This window comes from Nonomuraea indica (assembly GCF_002850745.1).
Classification (GTDB): domain Bacteria; phylum Actinomycetota; class Actinomycetes; order Streptosporangiales; family Streptosporangiaceae; genus Nonomuraea; species Nonomuraea indica.
Genome location: NZ_KZ559467.1, coordinates 173,004 through 199,417, shown reverse-complemented (window position 1 = coordinate 199,417; position 26,414 = coordinate 173,004). Strand labels below are relative to the sequence as shown.

General features: G+C 71.2%; 21 protein-coding genes. 5 read left to right on the top strand and 16 right to left on the bottom strand.

Annotated features, from left to right (window positions below; translation table 11 throughout):
- Nucleotides 1–15: 15 nt before the first annotated feature.
- The 6 genes from CXR44_RS05020 to CXR44_RS04995 form a co-directional block, all read right to left on the bottom strand.
- Entirely contained in the window at nucleotides 16–1,299 is a 1,284-nt protein-coding gene (locus CXR44_RS05020) for a thymidine phosphorylase (RefSeq protein ID WP_101783702.1), read from the bottom strand.
- On the bottom strand, nucleotides 1,299–1,694 hold the full coding sequence (locus tag CXR44_RS05015; RefSeq protein WP_219601678.1) for a cytidine deaminase: 396 nt from the start codon (nucleotides 1,692–1,694) through the stop codon (nucleotides 1,299–1,301). Before CXR44_RS05015 ends, CXR44_RS05020 begins: the two co-directional genes overlap by 1 nt.
- On the bottom strand, nucleotides 1,694–2,989 hold the full coding sequence (locus CXR44_RS40020; RefSeq protein ID WP_101783701.1) for an ABC transporter permease: 1,296 nt from the start codon (nucleotides 2,987–2,989) through the stop codon (nucleotides 1,694–1,696). Before CXR44_RS40020 ends, CXR44_RS05015 begins: the two co-directional genes overlap by 1 nt.
- Complete coding sequence (locus tag CXR44_RS05005) at nucleotides 2,986–4,125, bottom strand: ABC transporter permease (protein ID WP_101783700.1); 1,140 nt, start codon at nucleotides 4,123–4,125, stop codon at nucleotides 2,986–2,988. Before CXR44_RS05005 ends, CXR44_RS40020 begins: the two co-directional genes overlap by 4 nt.
- Entirely contained in the window at nucleotides 4,125–5,753 is a 1,629-nt protein-coding gene (locus tag CXR44_RS05000) for an ABC transporter ATP-binding protein (protein WP_101783699.1), read from the bottom strand. Before CXR44_RS05000 ends, CXR44_RS05005 begins: the two co-directional genes overlap by 1 nt.
- 177 nt (nucleotides 5,754–5,930) lie before the next feature.
- A complete protein-coding gene (locus CXR44_RS04995) occupies nucleotides 5,931–7,007 on the bottom strand; it encodes a BMP family lipoprotein (RefSeq protein WP_101783698.1) in 1,077 nt (358 codons plus the stop codon).
- 301 nt (nucleotides 7,008–7,308) lie between these two features.
- Between CXR44_RS04995 and CXR44_RS04990 the strand changes: the two genes are divergently transcribed.
- Complete coding sequence (locus CXR44_RS04990) at nucleotides 7,309–9,195, top strand: Xaa-Pro dipeptidyl-peptidase (protein ID WP_101783697.1); 1,887 nt, start codon at nucleotides 7,309–7,311, stop codon at nucleotides 9,193–9,195.
- 139 nt (nucleotides 9,196–9,334) lie between these two features.
- On the opposite strand, the gene CXR44_RS04985 is transcribed toward CXR44_RS04990, so the two are convergent.
- Nucleotides 9,335–10,564, bottom strand: a complete 1,230-nt coding sequence (locus CXR44_RS04985; protein ID WP_101783696.1) for a M20 family metallopeptidase — start codon at nucleotides 10,562–10,564, stop codon at nucleotides 9,335–9,337.
- 518 nt (nucleotides 10,565–11,082) lie between these two features.
- Here CXR44_RS04985 and CXR44_RS04980 point away from each other — a divergent pair.
- On the top strand, nucleotides 11,083–12,486 hold the full coding sequence (locus tag CXR44_RS04980) for a peptide ligase PGM1-related protein (RefSeq protein ID WP_101783695.1): 1,404 nt from the start codon (nucleotides 11,083–11,085) through the stop codon (nucleotides 12,484–12,486).
- On the opposite strand, the gene CXR44_RS04975 is transcribed toward CXR44_RS04980, so the two are convergent.
- Nucleotides 12,446–12,652 (bottom strand): SCO4848 family membrane protein, encoded by a 207-nt coding sequence (locus CXR44_RS04975; protein WP_245898934.1) that lies wholly within the window; start codon nucleotides 12,650–12,652, stop codon nucleotides 12,446–12,448. The two genes, CXR44_RS04980 and CXR44_RS04975, sit on opposite strands and share 41 nt — an antisense overlap.
- Nucleotides 12,653–12,732: 80 nt before the next feature.
- Here CXR44_RS04975 and CXR44_RS04970 point away from each other — a divergent pair, with 80 nt between their 5' ends.
- Nucleotides 12,733–13,854, top strand: coding sequence for a D-alanyl-D-alanine carboxypeptidase family protein (locus tag CXR44_RS04970; protein WP_101783693.1), 1,122 nt, complete (start codon nucleotides 12,733–12,735; stop codon nucleotides 13,852–13,854).
- On the opposite strand, the gene CXR44_RS04965 is transcribed toward CXR44_RS04970, so the two are convergent.
- The 3 genes from CXR44_RS04965 to CXR44_RS04955 form a co-directional block, all read right to left on the bottom strand.
- A complete protein-coding gene (locus tag CXR44_RS04965) occupies nucleotides 13,828–14,880 on the bottom strand; it encodes a YihY/virulence factor BrkB family protein (RefSeq protein ID WP_101783692.1) in 1,053 nt (350 codons plus the stop codon). The genes CXR44_RS04970 and CXR44_RS04965 overlap by 27 nt on opposite strands.
- Before the next feature lie 228 nt (nucleotides 14,881–15,108).
- Nucleotides 15,109–16,113 carry a tryptophan--tRNA ligase gene (trpS, locus tag CXR44_RS04960; RefSeq protein WP_101783691.1) on the bottom strand — a complete coding sequence of 335 codons (1,005 nt, stop codon included), beginning with the start codon at nucleotides 16,111–16,113 and terminating at the stop codon, nucleotides 15,109–15,111.
- A 14-nt stretch (nucleotides 16,114–16,127) separates the two neighbouring features.
- Nucleotides 16,128–17,456: a hemolysin family protein gene (locus CXR44_RS04955; RefSeq protein ID WP_101783690.1), complete on the bottom strand. Its 1,329-nt coding sequence runs from the start codon at nucleotides 17,454–17,456 to the stop codon at nucleotides 16,128–16,130.
- A gap of 84 nt (nucleotides 17,457–17,540) precedes the next feature.
- Here CXR44_RS04955 and galE point away from each other — a divergent pair, with 84 nt between their 5' ends.
- Entirely contained in the window at nucleotides 17,541–18,488 is a 948-nt protein-coding gene (gene galE, locus CXR44_RS04950; protein ID WP_101783689.1) for a UDP-glucose 4-epimerase GalE, read from the top strand.
- Between the two features lie 236 nt (nucleotides 18,489–18,724).
- On the opposite strand, the gene CXR44_RS04945 is transcribed toward galE, so the two are convergent.
- From CXR44_RS04945 to CXR44_RS04935, 3 genes are all read right to left on the bottom strand, one after another.
- Entirely contained in the window at nucleotides 18,725–19,699 is a 975-nt protein-coding gene (locus CXR44_RS04945) for a malate dehydrogenase (protein ID WP_101783688.1), read from the bottom strand.
- Between the two features lie 54 nt (nucleotides 19,700–19,753).
- Nucleotides 19,754–22,075, bottom strand: a complete 2,322-nt coding sequence (locus CXR44_RS41580) for a bifunctional serine/threonine-protein kinase/glutamate ABC transporter substrate-binding protein (protein ID WP_101783687.1) — start codon at nucleotides 22,073–22,075, stop codon at nucleotides 19,754–19,756.
- A gap of 130 nt (nucleotides 22,076–22,205) precedes the next feature.
- Nucleotides 22,206–22,433, bottom strand: a complete 228-nt coding sequence (locus CXR44_RS04935; protein WP_144069862.1) for a hypothetical protein — start codon at nucleotides 22,431–22,433, stop codon at nucleotides 22,206–22,208.
- Between the two features lie 497 nt (nucleotides 22,434–22,930).
- Here CXR44_RS04935 and CXR44_RS04930 point away from each other — a divergent pair, with 497 nt between their 5' ends.
- A complete protein-coding gene (locus tag CXR44_RS04930) occupies nucleotides 22,931–23,818 on the top strand; it encodes a TolB-like translocation protein (protein WP_144069861.1) in 888 nt (295 codons plus the stop codon).
- Between the two features lie 38 nt (nucleotides 23,819–23,856).
- Here the strand turns inward: CXR44_RS04930 and CXR44_RS04925 are convergent, their stop codons facing one another.
- Nucleotides 23,857–24,870 (bottom strand): polysaccharide deacetylase family protein, encoded by a 1,014-nt coding sequence (locus CXR44_RS04925; RefSeq protein WP_245898845.1) that lies wholly within the window; start codon nucleotides 24,868–24,870, stop codon nucleotides 23,857–23,859.
- Nucleotides 24,871–25,150: 280 nt separating this feature from the next.
- A complete protein-coding gene (locus CXR44_RS04920) occupies nucleotides 25,151–26,368 on the bottom strand; it encodes an NADP-dependent isocitrate dehydrogenase (RefSeq protein ID WP_101783683.1) in 1,218 nt (405 codons plus the stop codon).
- Between the last annotated feature and the right edge of the window lie 46 nt (nucleotides 26,369–26,414).

Here is a 26,414-nt window from a genome sequence, read left to right as displayed (position 1 = left end):
GCGGGGTCGCGCGGCTCAGGGCGTGGCCGTGATCCGGTCGATGACCAGTGGCAGGAGGTCCGGCTCCGCCGTCCCGACCGCGTAGCCGCCCTCCAGCGCCGCCAGCGCCCGCCCGAACCGCTCCGGCTCGTCGGCGTGCAGCGTCATCAGCGGCTCCCCGGCCCGTACCTGGTCCCCGGGCTTGGCGTGCAGCACGATCCCCGCCCCGGCCGACACCGGGTCCTCCTTACGGGCCCGCCCGGCACCCAGCCGCCAGGCGGCCAGCCCCACCGCGTAGGCGTCGAGCCGGGTCAGCACCCCGGAGGCCGGCGCCGTCACGGTCGTCGTCTCGGCCGCGCGGGGCAGCAGCGCGTCGGCGTCGCCGCCCTGCGCCGTGATCATGCGGCGCCAGGCGTCCATGGCCGAGCCGTCCTTGAGCGCCTCCGCCGGGTCCTTGCCGCCCGCGATCCCGGCCGCCTCCAGCATCTCCCGCGCCAGCCGTACGGTGAGCTCCACGACGTCGGACGGGCCGCCGCCGGCCAGCACCTCGACCGACTCCTCGACCTCCAGCGCGTTGCCCACGGCCCGTCCGAGCGGCCGGTCCATGGCCGTCAGCAGCGCCACCGTGCGCACGCCCGCGTCGCCGCCGAGCGCCACCATGGTCTCGGCCAGCTCGCGGGCGCGGTCCACGGTCTTCATGAACGCCCCGGAGCCGACCTTGACGTCCAGCACGAGCGAGCCGGTGCCCTCGGCGATCTTCTTCGACATGATGGACGAGGCGATCAGCGGGATCGACTCGACCGTGCCGGTGACGTCGCGCAGGGCGTACAGCTTCTTGTCGGCGGGGGCGAGCCCCGACCCGGCCGCGCACACGACGGCGCCCGCGTCGCGCAGCACCGCCAGCATCTCGTCGTTGGACAGCGAGGCCCGCCAGCCGGGGATGGACTCCAGCTTGTCCAGCGTGCCGCCGGTGTGGCCGAGCCCCCGCCCCGACAGCTGGGGCACGTACGCGCCGCAGGCCGCGACCAGCGGCGCGAGCGGCAGGGTGATCTTGTCGCCGACGCCGCCCGTGGAGTGCTTGTCGGCGGTCGGCCGGTCCAGCGCCGACCAGTCCATCCGCTCGCCCGAACGGATCATCGCCCGGGTCCAGTCGGCGATCTCGCGCCGGTTCATGCCGTTGAGCAGGATGGCCATGGCCAGCGCCGACATCTGCTCGTCGGCGACCGCGCCTCGGGTGTAGGCGTCGATCACCCAGTCGATCTGGGCGGTCGTCAGCTCGCCGGAGTCGCGCTTGGTGACGATGACCTCGATGACGTCCATCAGGCCGTCCTGGACAGGTCGTCGGGACCGAACGCGTAGGGCAGGATCTCGGCCATCGGCTTGGGGCCGTCCACGGTCTCGACCAGCAGGTCCCGCCCGCCGAACTCGTAGAGGAGCTGGCGGCAGCGCCCGCACGGCATGAGCAGCTCGCCGTGGCCGTCGACGCAGGTGAAGGCCACCAGCCGGCCGCCGCCGGAGGCGTGCAGCGCCGAGACGAGGCCGCACTCGGCGCACAGGCCGAGCCCGTAGGAGGCGTTCTCGACGTTGCAGCCGGTGACGACCCTGCCGTCGTCGACGAGCGCCGCCGCGCCCACCGGGAACTTGGAGTAGGGCGCGTAGGCCTGGTGCATGGCCTCGGCCGCCTGGGCGCGCAGGCCGTCCCAGTCGATGGTCATCAGTGTTGTTCCCCCCGGCGGTAGCGCACGCCGTCGGCCTTCGGCATCCGCAGCCGTTGCGAGGCCACGAGCAGCACGAGCAGCGTGAGCACGTGTGGTGTGATGAAGACGAACTCGTTGGGCAGCTTGTCGACGGTCATCCAGAGCCAGATGAGCACGATCGCGCCCGCGGCGGCGCCGGCGAGCAGCGTGTAGTCCCTGGTGGTCCTGGTGACGGCCACCTCGGTCCGCACGGGGGCGAGCAGCGCGCGGACCCGGATGCCGATGTAGATCAGCAGCAGCAGGGCGCCGAAGAGCAGGAACGACGTGACCGCACCGGCGCTGCGCAGCTGCAGGCCGTCGGCGTAGCCGAACAGCGCCGCGCCGGCGGCCAGGCCGCCGGGCCGCCAGTTGCCGAAGATCATGGCGGCCAGTCCGATGAAGCCGCGGCCCCCGGTCTGGCCCTCGACGTACTTGGTGCTGACGAAGACCAGGAAGACGCCGCCGAGGCCGGCGAACGCGCCCGAGATGACGACGGCGATGTACTTGATCAGGTAGACGTTCACGCCGAGCGACTCGGCCGCCCACGGGTTCTCGCCGGCCGAGCGCAGCCGCAACCCGAACGAGGTGTGCCAGAGCAGCAGGAACGTCAGCGGGAGCATCAGCACGGCCAGGATGACCAGCACGTTCACCTGGTGCGTGAGCCCGCGCAGGATGCCCGCGAGGTCGGACAGCAGGAACCAGTGCGTACGCTCCAGGCTGCCCAGCCAGTCGGGGCCGGACGACAAGAGCGGCAGGCTGATGTCGAACGCCTCCGACTTCAGCGGCGGCGAGGTGGTGATGCCCGCGCCCGCCTCGCCGGCCGGGGTGCCCTCCTTGTAGAGGACCTCCGACAGGAAGCGGGTGACGCCGGGGCCGAGCAGGTTGATCGCGACACCGCTGATGATGTGGTCCACGCCGAACGTCACGGTCGCCACCGCGTGGATCAGCCCGCCGACCGCGCCCGCGGTCAGACCGGCGGCCAGCGCCGCCGGCCAGCCCCACTGGTAGCCGGCCCACCCGGCGAACCAGGTGCCGAGCACCATCATGCCTTCGAGGCCGATGTTGACCACGCCGGCCCGCTCCGCCCACAGGCCGCCGAGGCCCGCCAGGCCGATCGGGACCGACAGCATGAGCGCCGCGGCGAAGGTGCCGGACGAGGTGATGTCGTTGGCTCCGGAGAACACCCGGACCAGCGACATGAGCAGGATGAGCACGGCGACGCCGATGAGCGCCAGGTGGTACTTCCTGACCCGGGTGTCCGCGACGGTCGTCATGCCTTCACCTCAACGGGAGTGTTCGTGCCGAGGTGCTGCGCGGCTCGCCGCTCCTCGCGACGCAGTGCCATCCGGCTCGTGATCTCGTTCGCGACGACGACCAGCAGGACGATGGTGCCCTGCATGATCGCGATGACCGAGGGCGGCACGTTCGCGAACTGCAGCGGCCCCTGCGCCCGGTCGAGGAAGCCGAACAGCAGTGCGGCCACCGCGATGCCGGCCGGCTTGTTACGGCCCAGGAGGGCGACCGCGATGCCGAGGAAGCCCAGGCCCGGCGTGAAGTTGGAGCCGAAGTTGTGCTTGTCGCCGAGGATCTCGGGCAGGCCGATGAGGCCGGCGATGGCGCCGGACAGCACCATCGCCGAGATGACCATCTTCTTCGGGTTGACGCCCGAGGCGAGCGCGGCGGAGGCGTTCAGGCCACTGGCCTTGACCTCGAAGCCGAAGCGGGTCCGCTCCAGCAGCACCCAGACGCCCAGGCCCAGCAGGATCGCCACGACCAGGAAGCCCCACAGCCCCCCGCCGCGCGGCGCGGGCAGGCCGAACATCTCGAACAGCACGTTGAGGTTGGGGAACCAGGCCGACTCGGGCAGGGGCGGCGTGCTGGTGGTGAGCTGCCCCTTCTCCCGCACCCCGGTGAACGGGCCGCGCACGAGGAAGGCCGCCAGGTTGATGGCGATGTAGTTCAGCATGATGGTCGAGATGACCTCGTTCACCCCGCGGCCGACCTTCATCAGCGCCGGGATCAGCGCGTAGAGGCCGCCGACCGCGGCCGCCACCACGATGATCACCAGGATCTGGATCGGGGCGGGCGCGGTGAACAGCGTGCCGACGTAGGCGGCGCAGATCGCCGCGATCCGGTACTGCCCCTCCACGCCGATGTTGAAGAGGTTCATCCGGAAGCCGACGGCCACGGCCAGCCCGGCGATGAACAGCGGCACCGCCCGGTTGATCATGGTGGTGATGCCGTTGACCACCGCCCGTTCGGTCTCGCCGAAGTTGAACAGCGCCGCGAACGCCGCCTGCGGGCTGGCGCCCGCCGCGCTGATCGCGACGCTGGAGATCGCGACCGCCAGCACGATCGCGGCCATGGCGCCTGCGACGGTGAGCAGCGCCCGGTAGAGCCCTGCGGGCATCACGTCTCCTCAGTGCCGGCGATGGCGCCGGTCATGTAGCCGCCCAGCCGCTCCGGCGTGACGTCGGACGGGTCGAGCCGGGCGACGAACCGCCCGCGGTAGAGCACCCGCAGCGTGTCGGACAGGCCGATCAGCTCGTCCAGGTCGGCCGAGATCAGCAGCACGGCCAGGCCGGCCGCGCGGGCGTTGCGCAGGTGGTCCCAGATGGCGGCCTGGGCGCCCACGTCCACGCCCCGCGTGGGATGGGCGGCGATGAGGAAGCGCGGCTCGCCGCTCATCTCGCGGCCCACGATGAGCTTCTGCTGGTTGCCGCCCGACAGGGCGAGGGCCAGGGTGTCGACGCCGGGCGTGCGGACGTCGTACTCCTCGATGATGCGCGCGGTGTCGGCCCTGGCCGCCCGGCGGTCGATCCAGGGGCCCTTGCGGGCCGGCTTCATGGTCTGGTGGCCGAGCACGCGGTTCTCCCACAGCGACGCCTCCAGCAGCAGGCCCTGGCGGTGGCGGTCCTCGGGGATGTAGCCGATACCCGCCTCGCGGCGCCTGAGCGTGGTCCAGCCGCTGATGTCCTCGCCGCCCAGGACGATCTGGCCGTGCACGGGCCGGATGCCCATGAGGGCCTCGATCAGCTCGGACTGGCCGTTGCCCTCGACGCCGGCGATGCCGAGGATCTCGCCGCGGTGGATCTCGAACGACACGTCGTCGAGGAGCAGCCGCCTGCCCTCCCGCCGCAGCCGGTCCGCGTACTCGGCGGCCGGGACGTCCTTCGGCGCCGGGCGGAACCCCTCGGCCTCCATGGTGAGCCCGGAGGCCCTCAGCTCCACGGTGTCGGTCACCGTGGACTCGCGGGTCTCGGGCGTGGGCAGCTCGCTGCCGACCATCAGCTCGGCGAGCTGCCGGGCGGTGACCTCGCGCGGGTCCGCGCTGGCGACCGTGGTGCCGCGCCGGATCACGGTGATCGCGTCGGCGATGCTCAGCACCTCGTCCAGCTTGTGCGAGATGAAGATGACGGTCAGGCCGCCCGCCTTGAGCTCGCGCAGGTTCTGGAAGAGCTCCTCGACCTCCTGGGGGACGAGCACCGCGGTCGGCTCGTCGAGGATGAGGATGCGGGCGCCCCGGTAGAGCACCTTCAGGATCTCCACGCGCTGGCGGTCGCCGACGCCGAGATCCTCCACCAGCCGGTCGGGGTCCACGTGCAGGCCGTGGCTGCTCGCCAGCTCCTGGATGCGCCGGCGGGCGCCGGCCGTGTCGAGGAAGCCGACCGTCGTCGGCTCGGCGCCGAGGACGATGTTCTCCAGCACGGTGAAGTTGTCCGCCAGCATGAAGTGCTGGTGGACCATGCCGATCCCGGCGGCGATGGCGTCGCTCGGCGTGCGGAACGACCTCTCCTCGCCGTTGACGCTGATGGTGCCCTCGTCCGGCTTCTGCATGCCGTACAGGATCTTCATCAGGGTCGACTTGCCCGCGCCGTTCTCCCCCACGATCGCGTGCACCGTGCCGGGTTCGACGGTGATGCGGATGTCGTGGTTGGCGACGACGCCGGGGAAGCGCTTGGTGATGCCCTCCAGCCGCACGGCGGGTGGCGCCGTGGCGAGGGCCTCGGTGTTCACTGGTCGCTCACCGTTCCTCATTCGCTGCGCGGGCCCGTTCTGTTGCTCACGTTGACTCCGCTTCGCTGCGAGCCGTCAGGGCCGCCCCGCCCGGGTCGCCCGGGTCACGGGGTCGCCGGACCCGCGGGACCGGGGCGGATAGAGCGAAGGCCCGGGGTTCGGGACCCCGGGCCCTCGCTCGGTGTTTCCTGTTCCAGGTTACGGCTTGGCCGGAACCGTGATCTTGCCGTCGACGATGTCCTTCTTGGCCGCGTCGAGCTTGTCCTGGATGTCGTCGATCTCGCCACCGGTGGTGGCCAGGCCCACGCCGTCGACCTTCAGGTCGTAGACGACGTTGCTGCCGCCCTTGGCGCCGCCCTGGAAGGCCTTGATGTACTCGAACACGCCGACGTCCACGCGCTTGAGCATCGAGGTCATGATGACCGACTGGAGGTCGGTCTCCTTGATGGTCTGGCGCTGGTCGGAGTCGACGCCGATGGCCTTCTTCTTGGCGGCGGCGGCCGCCTGGAAGACGCCGAGGCCGGAGTCGCCGGAGGCGTGGTAGACGATGTCGGCGCCGTCCTGGTACATCTTCTCGGCCGCGACCTTGCCCTTGTCGGGAGCCTTGAAGCCGCTGAAGTCACCGTCGGGCGTGAGGTACTTCACGTCGATCTTGGCGTCCGCCTTGACCGACTTGACGCCGGCCACGAACCCCGCCTCGAACTTCTTGATCAGGTCGTTCTCGACACCGCCGACGAAGCCGACGTGGCCGCTCTTCGACTTCGTCGCCGCGGCGACGCCCGCCAGGTAGGAGCCCTGCTCCTCGGCGAACAGCAGGCCCGTCACGTTCGACGCGTTGGACGCCGAGTCGACGACCGCGAACTGGACGTCGGTGTACTCCTCGGCGGCCTTCTTGATGTCCTCGCCGTAGGCGAACCCGACACCGATGATCGGGTTGTAGCCGGCGTCGGCGAGCTGGCGCAGCAGCTCCCCGCGGTTGGAGCCGTCGGAGGCCGGGCTCAGCTCCTTGATCTCCGCGCCCAGCTCGGTCTTGGCCTTCTCCAGGCCCGCGTAGGCGGCGTCGTTGAACGACTTGTCGCCGCGGCCGCCGATGTCGAAGGCGAGACCGACCTTCAGCGCACCCGCCTTCGGCGCGTCACTGGCCGTCCCCGCGCTGGGCTGGGCGCTCGACGTGGTGTCGCCGCCGGTGTTGCCGCCACCGCAGGCCGCGGCCGCCATGAGCATGGCGCCGGCCATGGTGCCGACGGCCATCCTGCCGAATCGCTTGCTGAGCAAGTCGACTCCCTTCCGTTTTCCCCGCCGTCAGACTTCATCGCAGGCGCGAAGAAAAGTACGGCAACCCTGCACGGAAGATAGTTGGTTGCTCATGGCGGTCCAAACCGGCACACAGGGTCGCAACCGCTCCGTTATCGACATCAGTCGCGTCCGTGACCTGAGCCTGGGGCGACGCTGACCGGGCCACCCGGGTGGACCCTCGCCTCCCCGGCTCTTCGAGGGGGCCCTTGTCGAGCCGCCGATCATGACAGAGATTCCCGTCATAGCCCGAAATTTCGCATGGAGTCCCTGTGGAGAGCTCATGCATCCTCGCAAGGTCCTCGCCGTACCCCTGGTCACGGCCCTCGTCCTCGCCCTGACCGGCGCACCGCCCGCGCACGCCGGCGTGCCCGCGATCAAGGTGGAGGACAACGCCACCCAGCCGGTCTTCTCGCGCGCCGACGCCATCCGCCAGACCGTCCACGTGGAGGTGGCGGGCACCGACAGCGACGGCGACGGCCGTGCCGACCGCGTCGCCGTGGACATCCTGCGTCCCAAGGAGACCGAGCAGGGACTCAAGGTCCCCGTGATCATGGAGGCGAGCCCCTACTACGCGGGCGGCAACGACGTCGCCAACCACGTCGTGGACGTCGACGAGCACGGCAACCCGCTGCCCGGCCTGCGCTCCCTCGCCGGGCAGAAGCTCCTGTCGGAGCCGTTCGACGGCTACTACGACAACTACTTCGTGCCCCGCGGCTACGCCGTCGCGCTCGTGGAGAACCTCGGCAGCGGGCGCGCCACCGGCTGCCCCACCACCGGTGACCGCAACGAGACGGCCGGCCCCAAGGCCGCGATCGACTGGCTGAACGGCCGCGCCAGGGGCTTCACCGACGAGGGGGAGCCGGTCACCGCCACCTGGTCCACCGGCAAGGTGGGCATGATCGGCGTCTCCTACAACGGCACCCTGCCCAACGCCGTCGCCGCGACCGGCGTCGAGGGCCTGGAGACGATCGTGCCGATCGCGGCGATCTCCTCCTGGTACGACTACTACCGGGCCAACGGCGGCGTGGTCGCGCCGGGCGGCTTCCAGGGCGAGGACGCCGACGTGCTGGCCAAGTACGTGCTGACCCGCGCCGACGGGCAGCGGGTGTGCGCCCCGGTCATCGAGCACCTCACGGCGGCGCAGGACCGCCTCACCGGCGACTACAGCGCCTTCTGGGCCGCCCGCGACTACCTGCGCGACGTCCGCCGGGTGAAGGCCTCCGTCTTCCTCGTGCACGGGCTCAACGACTGGAACGTCAAGACCAAGCAGTTCGCCCAGTGGTGGTACGCCCTGGCCGAGCGGCGCGTGCCGCGCAAGATCTGGCTGCACCAGGGCACGCACATGAACCCCTTCAGCCTGCGCACCGCCGAGTGGCTGCGCCAGTTGCACGGGTGGTTCGACCACTGGCTGCACGGCCTCGACAGCGGTGTCGTGCGCGAGCCGCAGGCGGACGTCGAGACCGCGCCCGGCACCTGGGAGCGGCACCGCGAGTGGCCCGTGCCGGGGACCCGGCAGGTCCGCCTCCACCTCGGCGCCGGCGCCTCGCTCGGCCTGCTCCCCCGTCCGCTGTCGGCCCGCGAGTCGTTCACGGACCAGAAGGCCCGCACCGCCGAGCAACTGGCCGAGTCGGCGCCCGCCCCGGATCCGGGCCGGCTGGCCTACCTCACCCCCGCGCTGCCCTCCGACGTCCGCGTCTCCGGCACGCCGCTGGTGACCGTACGGGCCGCGCTGCGTGACGGGGCGTCGCCGTACCTGACCGCGCTCCTGGTGGACTACGGCACGGACGTCCGCCCGACGGGCGCGCTCGTCCCGACCGGCGAGACCCTCTGCTACGGCCAGGGCGTGCCGGGCGACACCGGCTGCACCGCCCTGCGCCGCCTGGCCACCGCAGAGACCCCGTACAAGATCGTCACCCGGGGCTGGCTCGACGTCCGCAACCGCCACCGGCCCGATCGCACCGACCCCGTCCGGCCGGGCCGCGAGTACGCCTTCACCTGGGACCTCCAGCCGACGGACCACGTCTTCAGGAAGGGCCACCGGCTCGGCCTGGTGATCTTGTCCACGGACCGCGACTACACGCTCCGCTACCCGGAGGGCACCACGGTCACGGTCTCGCCGTCACGCTCCTCCGTCACCCTCCCCGTCGCCCTCGGCCGCCTCCCCTGACGCGGCCCGTGCCCGAGGACCGCGCGGCCTTCACCGGAGGCCGCGCGGCAGGACGGACCGCCGCGCGGCGGGGTGCGCGGCGCGCGGCGGGGTGGGCGGTCGGGTGGCGCGGCTCGGCCAGGTGGGGCGGCGGGCGGGTCTAGGCCAGGGTCGTGATCGGGTCCGTGACCGTGACCGGCCGTGACTCCCACAGGGCGGTCAGGGCGGTGGCGGCCATGAGCCGGACGCCCATGGCGATCGCGCCCTCGTCCACGTCGAAGGTGCCCTGGTGGATGTCGTACGTCCGCCCGCCCGGCGACCGGGTGCCGAGCCGGGCGAAGGCGCCGGGGATGGACTCCAGGTACCAGGCGAAGTCCTCGCCACCGAGCGACTGCTGGGTGGGGGCGACCGAGCCGGCGCCGAGGGCGCGCTGTGCCGCCTCCGCCAGCATCTCGACGCTCATCTCGTCGTTGACCACCGGCGGCACGCCGCGGGTGTACTCCATCTCGGCCTCGACCCCGTAGGCGCCGGCGACCGACTCCAGGAGCGACTTGATGAGGTCGGGGGCGACGTGCCAGGCGTTCTCGTCGAGGCAGCGGACGGTGCCCTCGGCGATGCCGTCGTCGGGGATGGCGTTGGCGGCGGAGCCGGCCTCGACGCGGCCCCAGACGAGGCTGAGCGAGCTGCGCGGGTCGATGCGCCGTGACAGGGCGGCCGGCAGCTCGGTGAGGATCTTGGCGAGGGCGAAGACGAGGTCGGCCGTCAGGTGGGGCCTGGCGGTGTGGCCGCCGGGGCCGGACACGCGGACGACGAGCCGGTCGCAGGCGGAGGTGATGGGGCCCGGCTTGAGCCCGACCTGGCCGACGTCGAGGCGGGGGTCGCAGTGGAGGCCGAAGATGCGGTCGACGCCGCTGATGCCGCCCTGCGCCATGACCTCGAGCGCGCCGCCGGGAAGCTCCTCGGCGGGCTGGAAGATGAGGCGGACCCGGCCGGGCAGGAGTCCGGCGGCGGCCTGCTGGGCGAGGAAGAGGGAGGTGCCGAGCAGGATGGTGGTGTGCACGTCGTGGCCGCAGGCGTGGCAGCTGCCGGGGACGGTGGAGCGGTAGGGGACGTCTTTCTCGTCCTGCAGGGCGAGCGCGTCGATGTCGGCGCGCAGCGCCACGGTGGGGCCGTCGCCGCTGCCCACGTCGCAGATGATGCCGGTGCCGCGCGGGAGCACGGAGGGGGCCAGGCCGGCGGCGGTGAGCCGCTCGGCGATCCGCTGGGTCGTGCGGTATTCGGCGAAGCCCAGCTCAGGATACATGTGCAGGTCGCGCCGGAACGCCACCAGATCCTGCTCCGTCTCCGCCAGGAACGCGTCGAGTTCGCCCCGCAGCTCACGTCCCCGCATCAGTCACCGTCCCGTCCCATGCCGTGCGATGGGTACTGCCCTGAAAAGCACGGCCTATTTCGTCAAATATCCTTGTCGTCCCGTCACTTGTCTCACTGTGGCCACTGTCCGGTCAGAACAGCGGCCCGGCGAATCACACGCCGAACCCCTGGGTCTCGGTGCCGGGGATCGTCAGCACGGGCGCGGTCACGGATCTCCGGACGGAGACCGACCGCTGCAGCCCGGAACCACGGCGGGTGGCCGTGAGCCCGATGGCGATGCTTCGACCTTATCGCTCTCGCGAGCCTCCCCGCGGACAACTACACCAAAAGTTAGCCGACGGCATGCCCGTAACCCGGGCCCTGCACAGAGAGTGACGGTCGACCGGCCCCGAAATAGTCACAACGGATCATTAGATGGTGACCCCATGACGCGAGTCCCAAACGTGGTTGCCGATTCCGAATCCTGTCACCTTACGGCATGGCGAACACACTGCGGCGCTTGCTGCGTTCGCGAAGTATGCGTGTTTCACTCGCCATATGATCACTAAAATCCCGTTCGGGGAGAAGTATGCACGGTTAAGCATCTTCGAGCCGAGCGAGGGGACCCTGGTGGTCGTGCCCTCGCTCTCCCTGCCGCAGGACGAACTGCGGCGCATCACCGGGGCGAGGTACTACGAGGAGCGTCTCCTGTTCCTCCTCCTCACGCTCCGTGAGCCGGGGGTCCGGGTGGTCTACCTCTCCTCGACGCCCATCGACGGCGACATCGTCGACTACTACTTCGGGTTCCTGCCCGACCCCGAGGACGCCGCCAAGCGGCTCACGCTCATCAGCCTCGACGACCCCTGCTCGCAGCCGCTGACACGGACCCTGCTCTCGCGACCCGACGCCGTCGAGCGGATCCGGCAGGCCGTGGACGGCGACGCGTGGATGGTCCCGTTCGTGCTGAGCGAGCTGGAGGAGGAGCTCGCCTCGCTACTCGGCGTACCCCTCTACGGACCGGCCACGTCGCTGGCGTACTACGGCTCCAAGAGCGGGGCGCGCGAGGTCGGCCAGGAGGCGGGCGTGCCGATGGCGCGCGGTTTCGGCGACCTGCGGACCGCGGCCGAGATCCAGGACGCGATCGACGCGCTGCCCGGCGAGCGCGTCATGGTCAAGCTCAACGACGGCTACTCCGGCCTCGGCAACGCGATCGTCAGCAAGGACGCCGGCTCGGCGGTCAGCTTCTCGGCCACCGGCGAGACCTGGGAGTCCTTCAGCGCCAAGATCGCCGAGCGGGGGGCCGTGGTCGAGGAGTTCATCGAGCACCAGCCGCTGTACTTCCCGAGCGCGCTGGCCAGGATCACGCCGGGCGGCCACTACGACGTCGTCGCCACCCACGACCAGGTGCTCGGCGGCGCCAACAACGACGTCTACCAGGGCTGCACGTTCCCCGCGGCGCCGGAGTACCGGGCCGAGGTCGGCGCGTCGGCCGCGCGGATCGCCCGCATCATGGCCGAGCGCGGCGTGGTGGGGCTGTTCGGCATGGACTTCTTCGCCCTGAAGGCCGACGCCGGGTACGCGGCCCTGCTGTGCGAGATCAACCTGCGCATCGGCGGCACCACCCATCCGTTCGGCGCCGCGCTGCTGACGACCGGCGCCACCTACGATCCCGGCACCGGGCTGCTCATGGTCGGCGACCAGCCCAAGTACTACACCGCCACTGACAACTGCGCCGCCGCGTGCCTGCGCGGGCGCTCGCCGGGCGAGGTCGTGCGGATGACCGAACGGCTGGGCCTCGGCTTCGACGCCGCCCGCCGTACCGGGAACGTCTTCCACCTGCTCGGCGCGATCCCCGAGCACGGCAAGCTGGGCTTCACCTCGATCGGCGACTCCCGCGAGGAGGCCGACGAGCTGCACCGGCTCACCCGCCTCGCGCTCTGCGGAACGCCTTCCAGCCGATGACGCCCAGCACGGCGCCGAGCACGACGTTGACGGCGATCAGGACGCCGTGCACCACGTAGAAGCTCGTCCGATGGCCGTCGGCCAGGTTAAACCCCAGGTTCACCCACTCGAAGATCATGAACACGCCGAGCAGTGTGAGGAAAAGGGCGATCTTTCGCGACATCATCACCCCTCCAGTATCGAGGGCGCTCCATCTGGGGATGTGTCGGCGCATGTGGAAGAACTCGAAGCTACGCTGAGATCGCCATGTGGAACAGACTCCTGCCGGTGACGGCACTCATCGCGGCGGTCGCACTCACGGGGACCGCACACGCCTCACCGACGCCACCGGTCGGAGGCGAGCAGCTCGCGAGCCGCGGCCTGGTGCGTCCCGACGGCATCAAGGCGCCGCCCACGACGAAGGCGACCTCCTTCGTCATCGCCGACGCCGAGACGGGCGAGGTGCTCGCGGCCAAGGACGCCCACGGTCGCTACCGCCCGGCCAGCACGCTCAAGATGCTGACCGCGGTCACGCTCATCCCGCTGCTCGACAAGGACCTCCGGGTCAAGCCGAGCCACAACGCGGTCAACCAGGAAGGCAGCGCCGTCGGCCTGACGACCAAACCGATCTACAAGGTCGACGACCTGATGAAGGCGCTGATGATGTCGTCGGGCAACGACGCCGCCATGGCGCTGGCCGAGGCCAACGGCGGCCTGGACAAGACCCTCCAGGACATGAACACCGCGGCCAGGCGGCTGCAGGCCAACGACACCGTCGCCAAGACGCCGAGCGGGCTCGACAAGCCGGGCCAGAGCAGCTCGGCCTACGACCTCGCCCTCATCGCGCGGGCCGGGCTGGCCAACCCCGAGTTCCGCCGCTACGTCGGCACGAAGATCGCGAAGTTCCCCGCGCCGAAGAAGTACTACGAGATCAGCAACCACAACAAGCTGCTGTGGCGCTACGACGGCATGATCGGCGTCAAGAACGGCTGGACCACCAAGGCGCGGGCCAGTTTCGTCGGCGCCGCCACCCGCGGCGGGCACACGATCATCGTGGCCATCATGCGGCACGAGGGCTTCTTCTGGGAGGAGGTCGCCCAGCTGCTCGACTGGGGCTTCGCCGCCCGCGGCAAGGTCACTCCGGTGGGCCGGCTGGTCGACCCACTGCCCGTCGAGGCCGCGGCGCCCGCCCCGCAGCAGGTCACGACCACGCCGATGGCCTCCGCCGAGCCGGCGCCGCTGCTCGAATCGGCCGCGGCCAAGCAGACCGGCACCAGCCGCACGGTGGGCGTCGTCGTCATCGGGGCCGGGCTGCTGTTCGGGCTGGTCTGGCTCGGGTACGGCCTGCGCCGGCGCCGCGGCTCACGTCCCCCGGCCCTCGGCGAGTGACCGGGCGGCCGGCGTGCCCCGCGACGGCTCGGCCGTCCCGGGCGGCTCGGCGGTCCCGGACGGCTCGGCGGTCCCGGAAAGCTCGGCGGCCGCGCCGGCCGGAAGAGTCGGCGAGGGGATGGGCGAGGGCGTCGGCGGCGGGGCGTACCCTGCCGTCGCCGTCCAGGCGGCCACGTACATGACGAGGCGGGCCGAGAAGTTGATCCACAGCAGCAGCCCCACGATCACCGCGAACGTGCCGTAGAGCGGGTTGCTGAGCGTCGTGCCCAGCAGCAGGCCGGCGAGCTGCTTGAGCAGCCCGAAACCGACCGCGCCCAGCAACGCCCCCCTGGCGATGACCTTGAACGGCTGCGTCGGCCGCGCCACCCAGCCGAGCACGATCACGAAGAGCAGCCAGTCGGCCACCAGGCTCGCCCCGAGGCCGACGAGGAACAGCATGGCCTTGTTCACCGGCGTGTCGCCCAGGCCGATGAACCTCGCCACCACGGCCGTCGCCTGCGTCGCGAACCCCGTGACGACGACGGAGGCGAGCATCGTCGCCCCGAGCATCACCAGCGAGGCCAGGTCGCGCAGCTTGCCGCGGACGAGGTCGAGCGGCGGCGTCGTGGTCATCGACATCTCGCGCAGCGCCCCGCGCAGCGCGTCGATGGCGCCGAGCCCGGCGTAGAGCAGGCCGAGCAGGCCGATGATCCCGGCGGTCGCCTTGGCCGTGGCGATGCCGTCGAGGTCGAGCCGGTCGGCCACGCCCGGCACCTGCTCGGTGATGGCCTTGTCCAACGCCTCCATCGCGCTCTGGTCGTTGGTCAGCACGTAGCCGAGCAGCGCGTACGCCAGCGCGACCAGCGGGAAGAAGGACAGGAACGCGAAGTAGGTCACCGCGCCGGCCAGCCGGTCGCCGGACTGGAGCTGGTAGCGCTGGACGGTGCGGATCAGGTGGTCGATCGAGGGCCGCCGGACCCGCCAGTACTCGACCCGGCCACGGCCCCATGCCTTCGCCGCCTCGATCCGCCCGCCCAGACCGGCCATCTCGTCCGCCCCACTCTTCCCGGCACGGGGCCACCGGTCCCCGCCGTCCGCCTCTCCGGTGACAGGTCCCTGCCCAGCCCCGCCCAGGTCAAGCGCCGGACCCGGCGGACGTCGTCCACACCGCGGACATGGGCAGGCAGGCCGGACCGTCACCGAAACCGAGCGACGCGGACGCCGCGCCGGGCGGCCGGAGCTCCGAGCCGCTCCTGACGCCCCCGGCGGGTGGGGTCATCGGCTGGGCAGGAAGCCGACCCTGTCCCGCACCTCGGTCATGGTGCGCTCGGCCACCTCGCGCGCCCGGTCGGCGCCGATGGCCAGCAGCCGGTCGAGCTCGGCCTCGTCGGCCAGCAGCTTCTCGGTGCGCTCGCGGATCGGGTTGAACGTCTCGACCACGGCCTCGGCGACGTCCTTCTTGAAGGTGCCGTAGCCCTGACCCGCGTAGCGGGCGACCAGCTCGGGGATGGGCGTGCCGGTCAGCGCCGACTGGATGCGCAGCAGGTTGGAGATCCCCGGCTTGTTCTCCTCGTCGAAGAGCACCTCGCTGCCCGTGTCGGTGACCGCCCGCATGACCTTCTTGCGCAACGGGCCGGGCTGCTCCAGCACGTCGAGGATGCCGGCCGGGCTGGAGGACGACTTGGACATCTTGGCCGACGGGTCCTGGAGGTCGGTGATCTTCTCGACCTCCTTGAGGATGTGCGGCTCGGGCAGCGTGAAGGTGTCGCCGAAGCGGTGGTTGAAGCGCTGCGCGAGGTCGCGGGTCAGCTCCAGGTGCTGCTTCTGGTCGGCGCCGACCGGAACGCGGTTGGCCTGGTAGAGCAGGATGTCGGCGGCCTGCAGGATCGGGTAGGTGAACAGGCCCACGCTGGCCGCGCTCTCCCCGAACTTGGCCGACTTGTCCTTGAACTGGGTCATCCTGGCCGCCTCGCCCATGCCGGTGAGGCAGATCAGCGTCCACGCCAGCTCGGTGTGCTGCCGGACGTGCGACTGCACGAAGACCGTGGAGCGCTCGGGGTCGAGCCCGGCCGCGAAGAGCTGCGCGGCGGCCACGCGGGTGCGCCGGCGCAGGTCGGCGGGGTCGGTCGGCACGGTGATCGCGTGCAGATCGACCACGCAGTAGAACGCGTCGTGGGTCTCCTGCAGCGGCACCCACTGACGGACCGCACCCAGGTAGTTGCCCAGGTGGAAGGAGTCCGCGGTGGGCTGGATGCCGGAGAGAACACGAGGTCTGGCCATAGCAGGTAATTGTGTCAGGAATCCTCGTCGGGCGGCGACTCGACAGGCGGCGACTCGGCGGCGGGCCGGCGTTTCACCCGCACCCTGGAGATCCGGCGGCCGTCCAGCTCGGTGACGGTCAGCTCGAAACCGTTCACCTCCACCACCTCACCCGTGCTCGCCACGTGGCCGAGCATCGCCATCACGAACCCGCCCAGCGTCTCGTACGGCCCGCTGGGCAGCCTGATGCCGGTCGCGTCGGCGAAGTCGCCGAGGTTGGTCAGCCCGTCGATCTCCATCTCGCCGGCGGGCAGCACGACGGTCTCGTCCTCCACGTCGTACTCGTCCCTGATGTCGCCGATCAGCTCCTCGACCAGGTCCTCCAGGGTGACGATGCCCGCGGTGCCGCCGTACTCGTCGACCACGATGGCCAGGTGGTGCTGCTCGTCGCGCATCTCCGACAGCGTCGTGAGCACCCGCTTGGAGGCGGGCACGAACTTGACCGGCCGGATCGGCACCAGCGTGCTGATCGGCTCGACGCGACCGGTCAGCACCGGGTCGAGCAGGTCCCTGACGTGCACGAAACCGATCACCTCGTCGTACGACTCGCGGTAGACGGGAAAGCGCGAGTGCGGCATCGCCGCCGCGAGCACCGCCGCCTCGGCCAGCGGGGTGTCGGCCTCCATGAACTCCACCTCGGTGCGCGGCAGCATGACCTCGCGCAGTTGCCGCTTGCCCGCGGCGAACACCTCGGCGATGAGGTTGCGCTCGTCGGTCGTCAGGTCGGTGTGGCCGACGACCATGTCACGCAGTTCCTCGGTGGTCACCTCCTCGGTGTCGGCGTGCGGGTTGCCGCCGAGCAGCCGGACGACGCCGTCGGTGGACTTCGACAGCGCCCAGATGATAGGCCGCGACAGGGCGGCGATGCGGTCGAGGAAGGGCGCCACGAACAGCGACAGCCCTTCGGCCCGCTGCCTGGCCAGGCGTTTGGGTGCCAGCTCGCCGAGCACCAGCGACACGTACGAGATGGCCAGCGTCACCAGCACCAGCGCCAGCACGGGGGCGACGGCGGCGGGCACGCCCCAGCCTTTCAGGACGGGTGCGAGCTGCATGCCGAGCCGGTCGGCGCCGAACGCCGCCGACAGCATGGTGGCGACCGTGACCCCGATCTGCACCGCCGACAGGAACCGGTTGGGGTCGCGGGCGAGCTTGGCGACGCGCTCGCCGCGCCGTCCGCGCTGGGCCAGCTTGCGGACCTGGCTCTCCCGCAGGCTCACCATCGCCATCTCGGCCGCCGCGAAGTAGCCGCCCACGAGAATGAAGACGAGGACGAGGGCGATGTTGGCCGCGACGTTGTCATACATGGTGGTTGGCAGCGTACTCAACGGCTTTTCACCTATGCTGAACGGCAAGCCGACCAAATCGAACATATTCCAACAGGAGTGGACATGAAGCTACTGGTCACCGGAGGCGCCGGATACATCGGCAGCGTCGTCGCGGCCCAGCTCGTCGAGGCGGGGCACGAGGTGACCGTGCTCGACGACCTCTCCACCGGCCACGCCGACGCCGTGCCGGAGGGCGCCCGGTTCGTCCAGGGGTCCATCACCGAGGCCGGCGAGGCGCTCGAGGGCGCGGAGGCGGTGCTGCACTTCGCCGCCAAGTCGCTGGTGGGCGAGTCCGTGGAGAAGCCGGGCCTGTACTGGTCGCACAACCTCGGCGGCACGCTGGCCCTGCTGGACGCCATGCACGAGCGGGGCGTGCGCCGGATCGTCTTCTCCTCCACGGCAGCCACGTACGGCGAGCCCGAGCGCTCCCCCGTCGAGGAGGGCGACCCCACCCGCCCGACCAACCCCTACGGCGCCTCCAAGCTGGCCGTCGACACGGCCCTGACCGCCTACGCCGGGCTGCGCGGGCTGGGCGCGGTGAGCCTGCGCTACTTCAACGTGGCCGGCGCCTACGGCCGCCACCGCGAGCGGCACACCGTGGAGACGCACCTCATCCCCAACGTGCTCAAGGTCGCCACCGGCGAGCGCGAGTCGGTGCACGTGTTCGGCACCGACTACCCGACGGCCGACGGCACCTGCGTGCGCGACTACATCCACGTCGCCGACCTGGCGCGCGCCCACCTGCTGGCGCTGGACGCGGTCGCCGAGGGCCGGCACCAGATCTACAACCTGGGCAACGGCACGGGGTTCTCGGTCCAGGAGGTGATCTCCGTCTGCCGCGAGGTGACCGGCCACGAGATCCCCGCCGTCGTGGGCCCGCGCCGTCCCGGCGACCCGGCCGTGCTGGTCGCCTCCTCGCAGCGGATCCAGAGCGAGCTGGGCTGGAAGGCGGAGCGGGCGGAACTCCGCGACATCGTCGCGGACGCGTGGACGGCGCTCTCCGGCTCCTGACCCGGCCCACGGCCCGCCCCACCACCCGGCACACGGGCCGCCTCACGTCCCGCCCCACCACCCGGCACCCGGGCGGGCCCACGGGGCGCCCCACCTCCCGGGCTCACCGCCCGGCTCCAGGGACGGCTCCCGGCCCGGCTCCAGGACGGCCCTCGGCCGGTACGCCGCCGTACGCGGCGAAGGCGCGCGACCCCGGACGGGACGCGCGCCTTCGCTGTGTCGATGGGGCGAGGACCTCAGATGAGGCCGAGCGACCTGACCGCGTCGCGCTCCTCCACCAGCTCCTGCACGCTGGCGTCGATGCGCTCGCGCGAGAAGGCGTCGATCTCCAGGCCCTGGATGATCTCGAACCGGCCGTCCACGGCGCGGACCGGGAACGACGAGATGAGCCCCTCCGGCACCCCGTACGAGCCGTCGGAGACGATGGCGGCGGAGGTCCAGTCGGTGCCGTTGACCCAGTCGTGGACGTGGTCGATCGCGGCGTTGGCGGCCGAGGCGGCCGAGGAGGCGCCGCGCGCCTCGATGATCGCCGCGCCGCGCTTGGCGACGGTCGGGATGAACGTCTCGCGCAGCCACTCGGCGTCGACCTGCTCCGCGGCGACCTTGCCGCCGACCTCGGCGTGGAACAGGTCGGGGTACTGCGTGGCGGAGTGGTTGCCCCAGATGGTCATGTGCTTGATCTCGGTGACCGGCACCTGGAGCTTGGCGGCGAGCTGGGACAGCGCGCGGTTGTGGTCGAGGCGCGTCATCGCGGTGAAGCGCTCGGCCGGCACGTCGGGCGCGTGCTGCTGGGCGATGAGCGCGTTGGTGTTGGCCGGGTTGCCGACCACGAGGACCTTGATGTCGTCGGCGGCGTGGTCGTTGATCGCCTTGCCCTGCGGCCCGAAGATGCCGCCGTTGGCGCCGAGCAGGTCGCCGCGCTCCATGCCGGCCTTTCGCGGCATGGCGCCCACGAGGAGGGCCACGTTGGCGCCGTCGAACGCCACGTCGGGGTTGTCGGTGATCTCGATGCCGGACAGCAGCGGGAACGCGCAGTCGTCGAGCTCCATGGCGGTGCCCTCGGCGGCCTTCACCGCCTGCGGAATCTCCAGCAGGCTCAGCTTGACCGGGACGTTCGCGCCCAGCAGCTGGCCCGACGCGATGCGGAACAGCAGTGCGTAGCCGATCTGACCGGCGGCACCGGTGACGGTCACCTTCACGGGCGTGGCCATGGCCTTCCCCTAACTCGCAGGACGATTGATTGACGTTCGGATGCTACCCGTTCGTCATCGGCAGGCTTCCATCACGGGCCTGTTCAGCTCCATGTCGAACTCGACGTTCCTGAAATGGCCGGTCAGGAGCTCCTTCATGGCGCCGGTGCCGTAGAGGTCAGCGAGCACGGCGTTGACGGCCGTGCACGTCCTGGCGTCGCCCTTGCGGATGCCGACGGCGTAGCGCTCGTTGCTGAGCTTGGCGCCCAGCACCTTGAAGCGGAGGTTCTCGCGGCTGGCGAACCCGGCCAGGATGAGGTCGTCGCCGGGCACCGCGTCGACGCCGCCGCTCCTGAGCAGGTCCATGCACTCGGCGTAGTTGCCCGCCGTGACGGGTTTGACCTTCACCCGGTCCTGCACCCGGCCCACCGACGGGCTGTTGATCGCGCAGATCTTCTTGCCCGCGAGGTCCGCGAGCTTGTCGAGGCCGCTGCCGCTGCGCACGAGGATGTCCTGGTGCGCCAGGTAGTAGGGCCCGGCGAAGCTGACCTTGTCCTCGTCGGCCTCGTCGATGGAGTAGGTGGCGAGCACCAGGTCCACCGTGCCGTCGGCGAGCAGGTCGGCGCGTTCGCCGCGGGAGACCCGGACGAACTCGGTCTGCTTCGCGCCGAGCGCCGCGGCGATCTTCTTGGCCAGCTCGACGTCGAACCCTTCGAACCCGCCGTCACGTTCCAGCCCGATGCCGGGCAGGTCGCCCTTCACGCCGATGACGAGCTTGCCGGTGACGGCGGCCTTGTCGACCACACTGGACGGGGTGCCGTCGCCCCCCGCCGACTCGCCCGTGGCCGGCTCCCCGACGAACGCCAACGGCGACCAGCCCCGCGACACGGCGGCGGCGGCCAGCGCGCACAGCAGGATCATCGCGGTGACCAGGGCGACCCACCAGGCCCGCCGCCGGCCTCGCCGGGCCGGACCGGCGGGCTGGGTGACGGGCGCCGGCGGCACACCGGGGTGCCCCTCGGCCGGGACCCCCGCCTGCGGGTGCGGCCCCTGCGCGGGCGCGTCCGGGCGGTGCTGGGGCAGCGCGGCGCCGGGCTGGGCCGATAACTGCGTGGACGCGGCGGCGTACTGGGGGGACGTCCCGGGCTGGGCGGGGAACGCCCCGGCGCCACCGGTGTACCGCGAGGCCGCCCCACCGGTCTGCCCGGCCGCCCCACCGGTCTGTCCGGAAACCGCCCCCACGGCTCCGGAGACGCCGCCCGTCGTCCCGGACATCCCACCCGCGGACCCGGAAACGCCGCCCACAGGCCCGGACGTCCCGCCCGCGCTGCCGGGCACCCCGCCGGGGTGCGAGCCCGTGCCTCCCGCAGCTCCAGGCACACCGCCCGGCTGCGAGCCCGTGCCGCCCGTACGTGCGCCCGTACCGCCCGTCCCGCCCGTACGTGCGCCCGTCCCGCCCGTACCGCCCGTACCGCCCGTGCCGGTCTGGCGGTCCACGAGCGACGGCGAGACGCGCAGGAACGGCGTGGTGTCGTCGCCGGCCACCTCCGCGCCCCGGCTCAGCACGGCCGTGGACGCTCCGGTCGTCTCGGGCTGCCCGAGCAGCCGCAGCAGGATCTGGTCGGCCGACGGCCGCTCCTCCGGCGACTTGGCCAGCGCCGAGCGGACCACACCGCGCAGCGGCTCGGGCATCATGCTGACGTCGACCTCGTGGTTGAGGATCCGGTTGAGCACCACGGCGATCGACTTGCCCTCGAAGGCGACCCTGCCCGTCGCCGCGAACGCGATCGTGGCCCCCCACGCGAACACGTCGGTGTAGGGCCCCACGTCGTCGCCCGCGATCTGCTCGGGCGCCATGTACGCGGGCGTGCCGATGGCGCGGCTGGTGATGGTGCCGGTCGAGTCGATGATCCGGGCGATGCCGAAGTCGACCACGCGCGGCCCGTCGGCGGCGATGAGCACGTTGTCGGGTTTGAAGTCGCGGTGCACGATCGAGGCGTGGTGGATGGCCGTCAGGGCGGTCGCGGTGCCGATGGCCAGCCGGTCGAGCACCGTGCCGCGCAGCGGCCCATCGGTGTCGACGATCTCCCGCAGCGCCCGTCCCTCGATGTACTCGCTCGCGATGTACGGCGTGTCACCGTCGAGGTCGGCCTCGATGACCCGGGCCGTGCAGAACGACGCCACCCGCTTGGCCGCCTTCAGCTCCCTGGCGAAGCGCGACCTGGCGGTGGTGTCACCGCTGAACTTGACGTGCAGCAGCTTGACGGCGGCCCGCTCGCCCTGGTCGTCGACGCCCAGGTAGACGATGCCCTGGCCACCCTCTCCGATCCGTCCGGTGAGCCGGAACGACCCCAGCTCGCCGGGGTCGCCCGTGACCAGCGGCGAGATCTGCGGCATGTCGTCATGTCCCCACGTGTGCAAACGGCCCGACGAGGCAAACTTTACGACCTTCAGAAAGTTCTCAGGGAGGCGTTAACCGTTCGTGACGTGACTCTTCGGTACCGCGCCGTCTCGTCCAGCCCTCGAATCACTGCCCGCAGAGCGAGCGAAGGTGGAAGCCCAGGTTCGGGTCCGCGTCGTCGGGGCGGCCGACCGTGGTGACACCGCTCCCCCACCAGCGCTCGGCGTCGACGACGAGATCCGGGGCCGCCGCGCGGGCGGCCCCGCAGTCGGTGACGTCGACGCCGAGGACGAACGCCGCCCGCCCGCCCGGCGGGATCGTCACGGGAAACGAGCCGCCACCCGCGACCGTCACCGACACGAGTCTCAGGCCGGGCCCCCGCACCACCCATCATGGCCAACTTCCTCGAGATTCCGAATTCTGCTGCTTTCTCCGGCGTGACGGAAACCGAGCCTTGTTAGCTGTCGTCTTTCTGGCCCTTTCGGCGCTGACTGTTCCGGTCGCCATGCCGCTGCCCCGGTCACTCGCCGGCCATTTCGCGGACAGGCAGAAGGTCACCGTGACCGTTCTCAACGGCGACCGATCATCCGGTATCTCCAGGTCAACAGGCGGTTCCGGTGGATCGGCGGGAGCGCGGGAACGGCCCTGGCCGTGGCCGTCGTGGTGCACGACGCCTCCTCTCCCCGTACTTTCCGATCACCGGCTGGATTCTGGGCCGAGTGGCGGCGGAATTCGTCTTCACCCGTTTCCGACCCCGTATGCGCCGCCCGCACGGAAGTCTTTTCTCATCGCAGCTCGTCGGTATCTGGCGATTCTCTGCCGCGCTTTCCGCCGCCGTCGCCCTCAGCACGGTGGTGCGTTCGTTCCGGATGGACGTCGGCGTCGCCGAACGCGGGTGGGCCGTGCTCGCACTCGGCGTCAAGCCGGCCTGCCGGGACGACAGGCGCGCGTGCGAGCACCGGATCCTCGTGTCGGCGCGCGGCGAGCGGTGGTGGCTGCGCCACGCCCTGCGCGGGGACGCGTTCGCCCTCGGCGGGGGCGGCACCCGGGCGGTTCACTGGCACGACGGGCAGGCCCGGTACGTGCTCCGCGACCTGACCACCGGGGTCACCAGGCCCCTGCCGTACCCGCCCGGGAAGGACACGCTCAACCTGGCCGAGCCCTCTCCGCTGCTGTCACCCGACGGCCGTCACCTGCTCCTGCAGCCGGGCCGGTGGGAGCGGCGCGGAAGGCGGAGCTCGTCGCTGCCCAGCGGCGGGATCATCGTCGACGTCGAGCGGGGCACCACCCGCCGCCTGCCGCGCGGCGAACGGGGCGTCGCCTGGACGCCCGCCGGGCTCGTCCTGGTGGCCGAGAAGCCCGAGGACGGCTCCCCGGGGCACGTCACCTCGGCCGCCTACGTGATCCGCTCGGCCACGGGCCGCGCCGTCCGCCGCTTCACGCTGCCCGGCAACCTCGCGCACGGCGGGCTGCCGTCGCCCGCGGTGGACGTGATCGCCTCGCCGGCCGCCGAGGTCTTCCCGGACGGCGTGGACCATCGGGGTGTCGTCCTGACCGACACGCGCACGGGCCGGACCGTCCGGACGGTCGTCCCCCGGCTGCCCGCCGGCTGGTGGATCGACCGGATCCTGAGCTGGGCGGACGACGGCACGCTCGCCGTCACGGTCCGGGCGCCGCACCACGAGCGCGCCCTGCGCCTGCTCGACCTGGCCGACGGCGCCGTGCGCACCGTGCCGTGACCTGACCCAGGGCGGCGGGCGCACGGTGCCCTGACCTGTCAGTACGGCAGCGCGTACGTCTTGTACGTCGTGCTCAGGAACGGGTTCTTGAACTTGGGGTACGCCACCGTCGCCACGTCGCCGTCGGAGGTGTAGCGCATGTCGGGGTTGCTCTTCAGCCAGTCGAGCCACGCCGTGGAGCAGAACTGGGCGCAGTCGCCCTTCTTGTCCATGGCCTTGATCCGGGGGATGCCCAGCGGGTCGAACGACCTGCTGAACGGCGACGCCGACGGCGTGTACCCGGCCAGGAAGACGCCCTTGTGGTGGTAGGAGGCGTCGCCGAGCCGGCCGCGCGCGGCCCACTCCTTGGTGCTCGGCTGGTTGCCGTACGGCAGGGCGATGGTGACCGGCTTGATCCCGGCCAGCGTGCCGACCTCCTTGGCGATGGAGCCGATCTGCTCCTGGACTCCGGCCTTGGCCATGCCGCGCAGGTTGAGGTGGTCGCGGGTGTGGTTGCCGACGTCGAAGCCGTTGTCCTTGAGCCAGAGCAGGACCTGTGCCTGCTCCTCCTTGACGGACTTGCCGAACATGTCGCGCGTCACGTAGAAGGTCGCCACCGGCCGGAAGCCGGGGTGCCTGGCCGCCGCCTCACGCAGGATGGCGACCGCCGTGTCGGGCTTCGGCTGGCCCGTCTCGTCCAGCGTGAGCTGCGAGGGCGAGGAGTCGTCGAAGGTGATCACGACCGGGTGCCGGCCCGCGGGGATGTCCATCCTGCCGGTGACGAACTCGGCGGCGGTGACGGGGACGTACCCGTCGCGGGCCAGCCGGTCGAGGTCGGCGCGGAACTGTGCGGGAGTGCGGTCATCCGTGGTCGCGGGGTTGGGGATGATCCGGTGGTACATGAGCACCGGCACCTGCCCCAGTTCGTTCGCCTTGACCTTCGCCGCGGCGGCGGCCTTCTCGGCCTTGCTCTGCTTCGCCGCGGCCGCGTCGGCCTTGGCCGGCGGTTTGGCCTGTGGGGCGGGCTCGGAGCCGCAGCCGCTCACGATCGCGGCGATCGTGACCGTACCCACCCCAGTGATGACACGCAGTCGCATCCGAACCCCCCGAGACGCGCACGACTGTTACGCCTGGGTCATACCCAACTGATCGACACGGGATGTCCAAGAGAGGCTCTGAGCAGCGAAAAGGGCCGCCTCACGGGCGGCGTCCGGCGGCAGGGTGCCCGGCGCCAGGACCGCGGAACGGCCTCCGCCCGGCGCCGGGGAGGCGTAACGGCCTCCGCCCGCCGGGCGGAGGCCGTTACGGGGTGCCGTTACGGGGTGCCGTTACGGGGTGCCGTTACGGGGTTGCTCAGACGGCCATCTTCTTCTTGAGGTTCTCGTCCAGCGCCGCCAGGAAGTCCTGGGTGGTCAGCCACTCGGCGTCGCCGCCGACGAGGAGCGCGAGGTCCTTGGTCATCTGGCCGCCCTCGACGGTCTCGATGCAGACCCGCTCCAGCGTGTTGGCGAACTCGGTCACCGCGGGGGTGTTGTCGAGCTTGCCGCGGTGGGCCAGGCCACGCGTCCACGCGAAGATCGAGGCGATCGGGTTGGTGGAGGTCGGCTTGCCCTGCTGGTGCTGACGGTAGTGACGGGTCACGGTGCCGTGGGCGGCCTCGGCCTCGACGGTGCGGCCGTCGGGCGTCATGAGGACGGAGGTCATCAGGCCGAGCGAGCCGAAGCCCTGCGCGACCGTGTCGGACTGCACGTCGCCGTCGTAGTTCTTGCACGCCCAGACGTAGCCGCCCTCCCACTTCAGGGCCGCGGCGACCATGTCGTCGATCAGGCGGTGCTCGTAGGTGAGCCCGGCCTTCTCGAAGTCCTCCTTGAACTCGGCCTCGTAGACCTCGGCGAAGATGTCCTTGAACCGGCCGTCGTAGGCCTTGAGGATCGTGTTCTTCGTGGAGAGGTAGACCGGGTAGTTGCGCGCCAGGCCGTAGCGCATGGACGCGCGGGCGAAGTCGCGGATCGACTCGTCCAGGTTGTACATGGCCAGCGCGACGCCGGAGCCGGGGAAGTCGTAGACGTCCAGCTCGATCGGCTCGGAGCCGTCCTTCGGGGTGAAGGTGAGGGTCAGCGTGCCCTCGCCGGGAACCTTGAGATCAGTGGCGCGGTACTGGTCACCGAAGGCGTGACGGCCGACGACGATCGGCTTGGTCCAGCCGGGCACCAGACGCGGCACGTTGGACATGATGATCGGCTCACGGAAGATGACGCCGCCGAGGATGTTGCGGATGGTCCCGTTCGGGGACTTCCACATCTTCTTCAGGCCGAACTCCTCGACCCGCGCCTCGTCCGGCGTGATGGTGGCGCACTTCACGCCGACGCCGTACTGCTTGATGGCGTTGGCGGCGTCGATCGTCACCTGGTCGTCCGTGGCGTCACGGTGCTCGATGCCGAGGTCGAAGTACTTCAGGTCGACGTCGAGGTAGGGCAGGATCAGCTGGTCCTTGATGAACTGCCAGATGATCCGGGTCATCTCGTCGCCGTCAAGCTCGACGACAGGACCCTCCACCTTGATCTTGGGCATGCGAATGGTTCCCCTTCAATGAATGGATGCGTTGAGGCTATCGGAC

What these genes read in the sequence shown, in the direction of transcription:
- trpS (WP_101783691.1), bottom strand. Translation starts at nt 16,113, where the DNA reads ATGGCCAGACCTCGTGTTCTCTCCGGCATCCAGCCCACCGCGGACTCC.
- CXR44_RS04975 (WP_245898934.1), bottom strand. Translation starts at nt 12,652, where the DNA reads ATGATGTCGCGAAAGATCGCCCTTTTCCTCACACTGCTCGGCGTGTTC.
- CXR44_RS04920 (WP_101783683.1), bottom strand. Translation starts at nt 26,368, where the DNA reads ATGCCCAAGATCAAGGTGGAGGGTCCTGTCGTCGAGCTTGACGGCGAC.
- CXR44_RS05005 (WP_101783700.1), bottom strand. Translation starts at nt 4,125, where the DNA reads ATGCCCGCAGGGCTCTACCGGGCGCTGCTCACCGTCGCAGGCGCCATG.
- CXR44_RS05020 (WP_101783702.1), bottom strand. Translation starts at nt 1,299, where the DNA reads ATGGACGTCATCGAGGTCATCGTCACCAAGCGCGACTCCGGCGAGCTG.
- CXR44_RS05000 (WP_101783699.1), bottom strand. Translation starts at nt 5,753, where the DNA reads ATGAGGAACGGTGAGCGACCAGTGAACACCGAGGCCCTCGCCACGGCG.
- CXR44_RS04980 (WP_101783695.1), top strand. Translation starts at nt 11,083, where the DNA reads ATGATCACTAAAATCCCGTTCGGGGAGAAGTATGCACGGTTAAGCATC.
- CXR44_RS04955 (WP_101783690.1), bottom strand. Translation starts at nt 17,456, where the DNA reads ATGTATGACAACGTCGCGGCCAACATCGCCCTCGTCCTCGTCTTCATT.
- CXR44_RS04965 (WP_101783692.1), bottom strand. Translation starts at nt 14,880, where the DNA reads ATGGCCGGTCTGGGCGGGCGGATCGAGGCGGCGAAGGCATGGGGCCGT.
- CXR44_RS04985 (WP_101783696.1), bottom strand. Translation starts at nt 10,564, where the DNA reads ATGCGGGGACGTGAGCTGCGGGGCGAACTCGACGCGTTCCTGGCGGAG.
- CXR44_RS40020 (WP_101783701.1), bottom strand. Translation starts at nt 2,989, where the DNA reads ATGACGACCGTCGCGGACACCCGGGTCAGGAAGTACCACCTGGCGCTC.
- CXR44_RS41580 (WP_101783687.1), bottom strand. Translation starts at nt 22,075, where the DNA reads ATGCCGCAGATCTCGCCGCTGGTCACGGGCGACCCCGGCGAGCTGGGG.
- CXR44_RS04970 (WP_101783693.1), top strand. Translation starts at nt 12,733, where the DNA reads ATGTGGAACAGACTCCTGCCGGTGACGGCACTCATCGCGGCGGTCGCA.
- galE (WP_101783689.1), top strand. Translation starts at nt 17,541, where the DNA reads ATGAAGCTACTGGTCACCGGAGGCGCCGGATACATCGGCAGCGTCGTC.
- CXR44_RS04990 (WP_101783697.1), top strand. Translation starts at nt 7,309, where the DNA reads ATGCATCCTCGCAAGGTCCTCGCCGTACCCCTGGTCACGGCCCTCGTC.
- CXR44_RS05015 (WP_219601678.1), bottom strand. Translation starts at nt 1,694, where the DNA reads ATGACCATCGACTGGGACGGCCTGCGCGCCCAGGCGGCCGAGGCCATG.
- CXR44_RS04945 (WP_101783688.1), bottom strand. Translation starts at nt 19,699, where the DNA reads ATGGCCACGCCCGTGAAGGTGACCGTCACCGGTGCCGCCGGTCAGATC.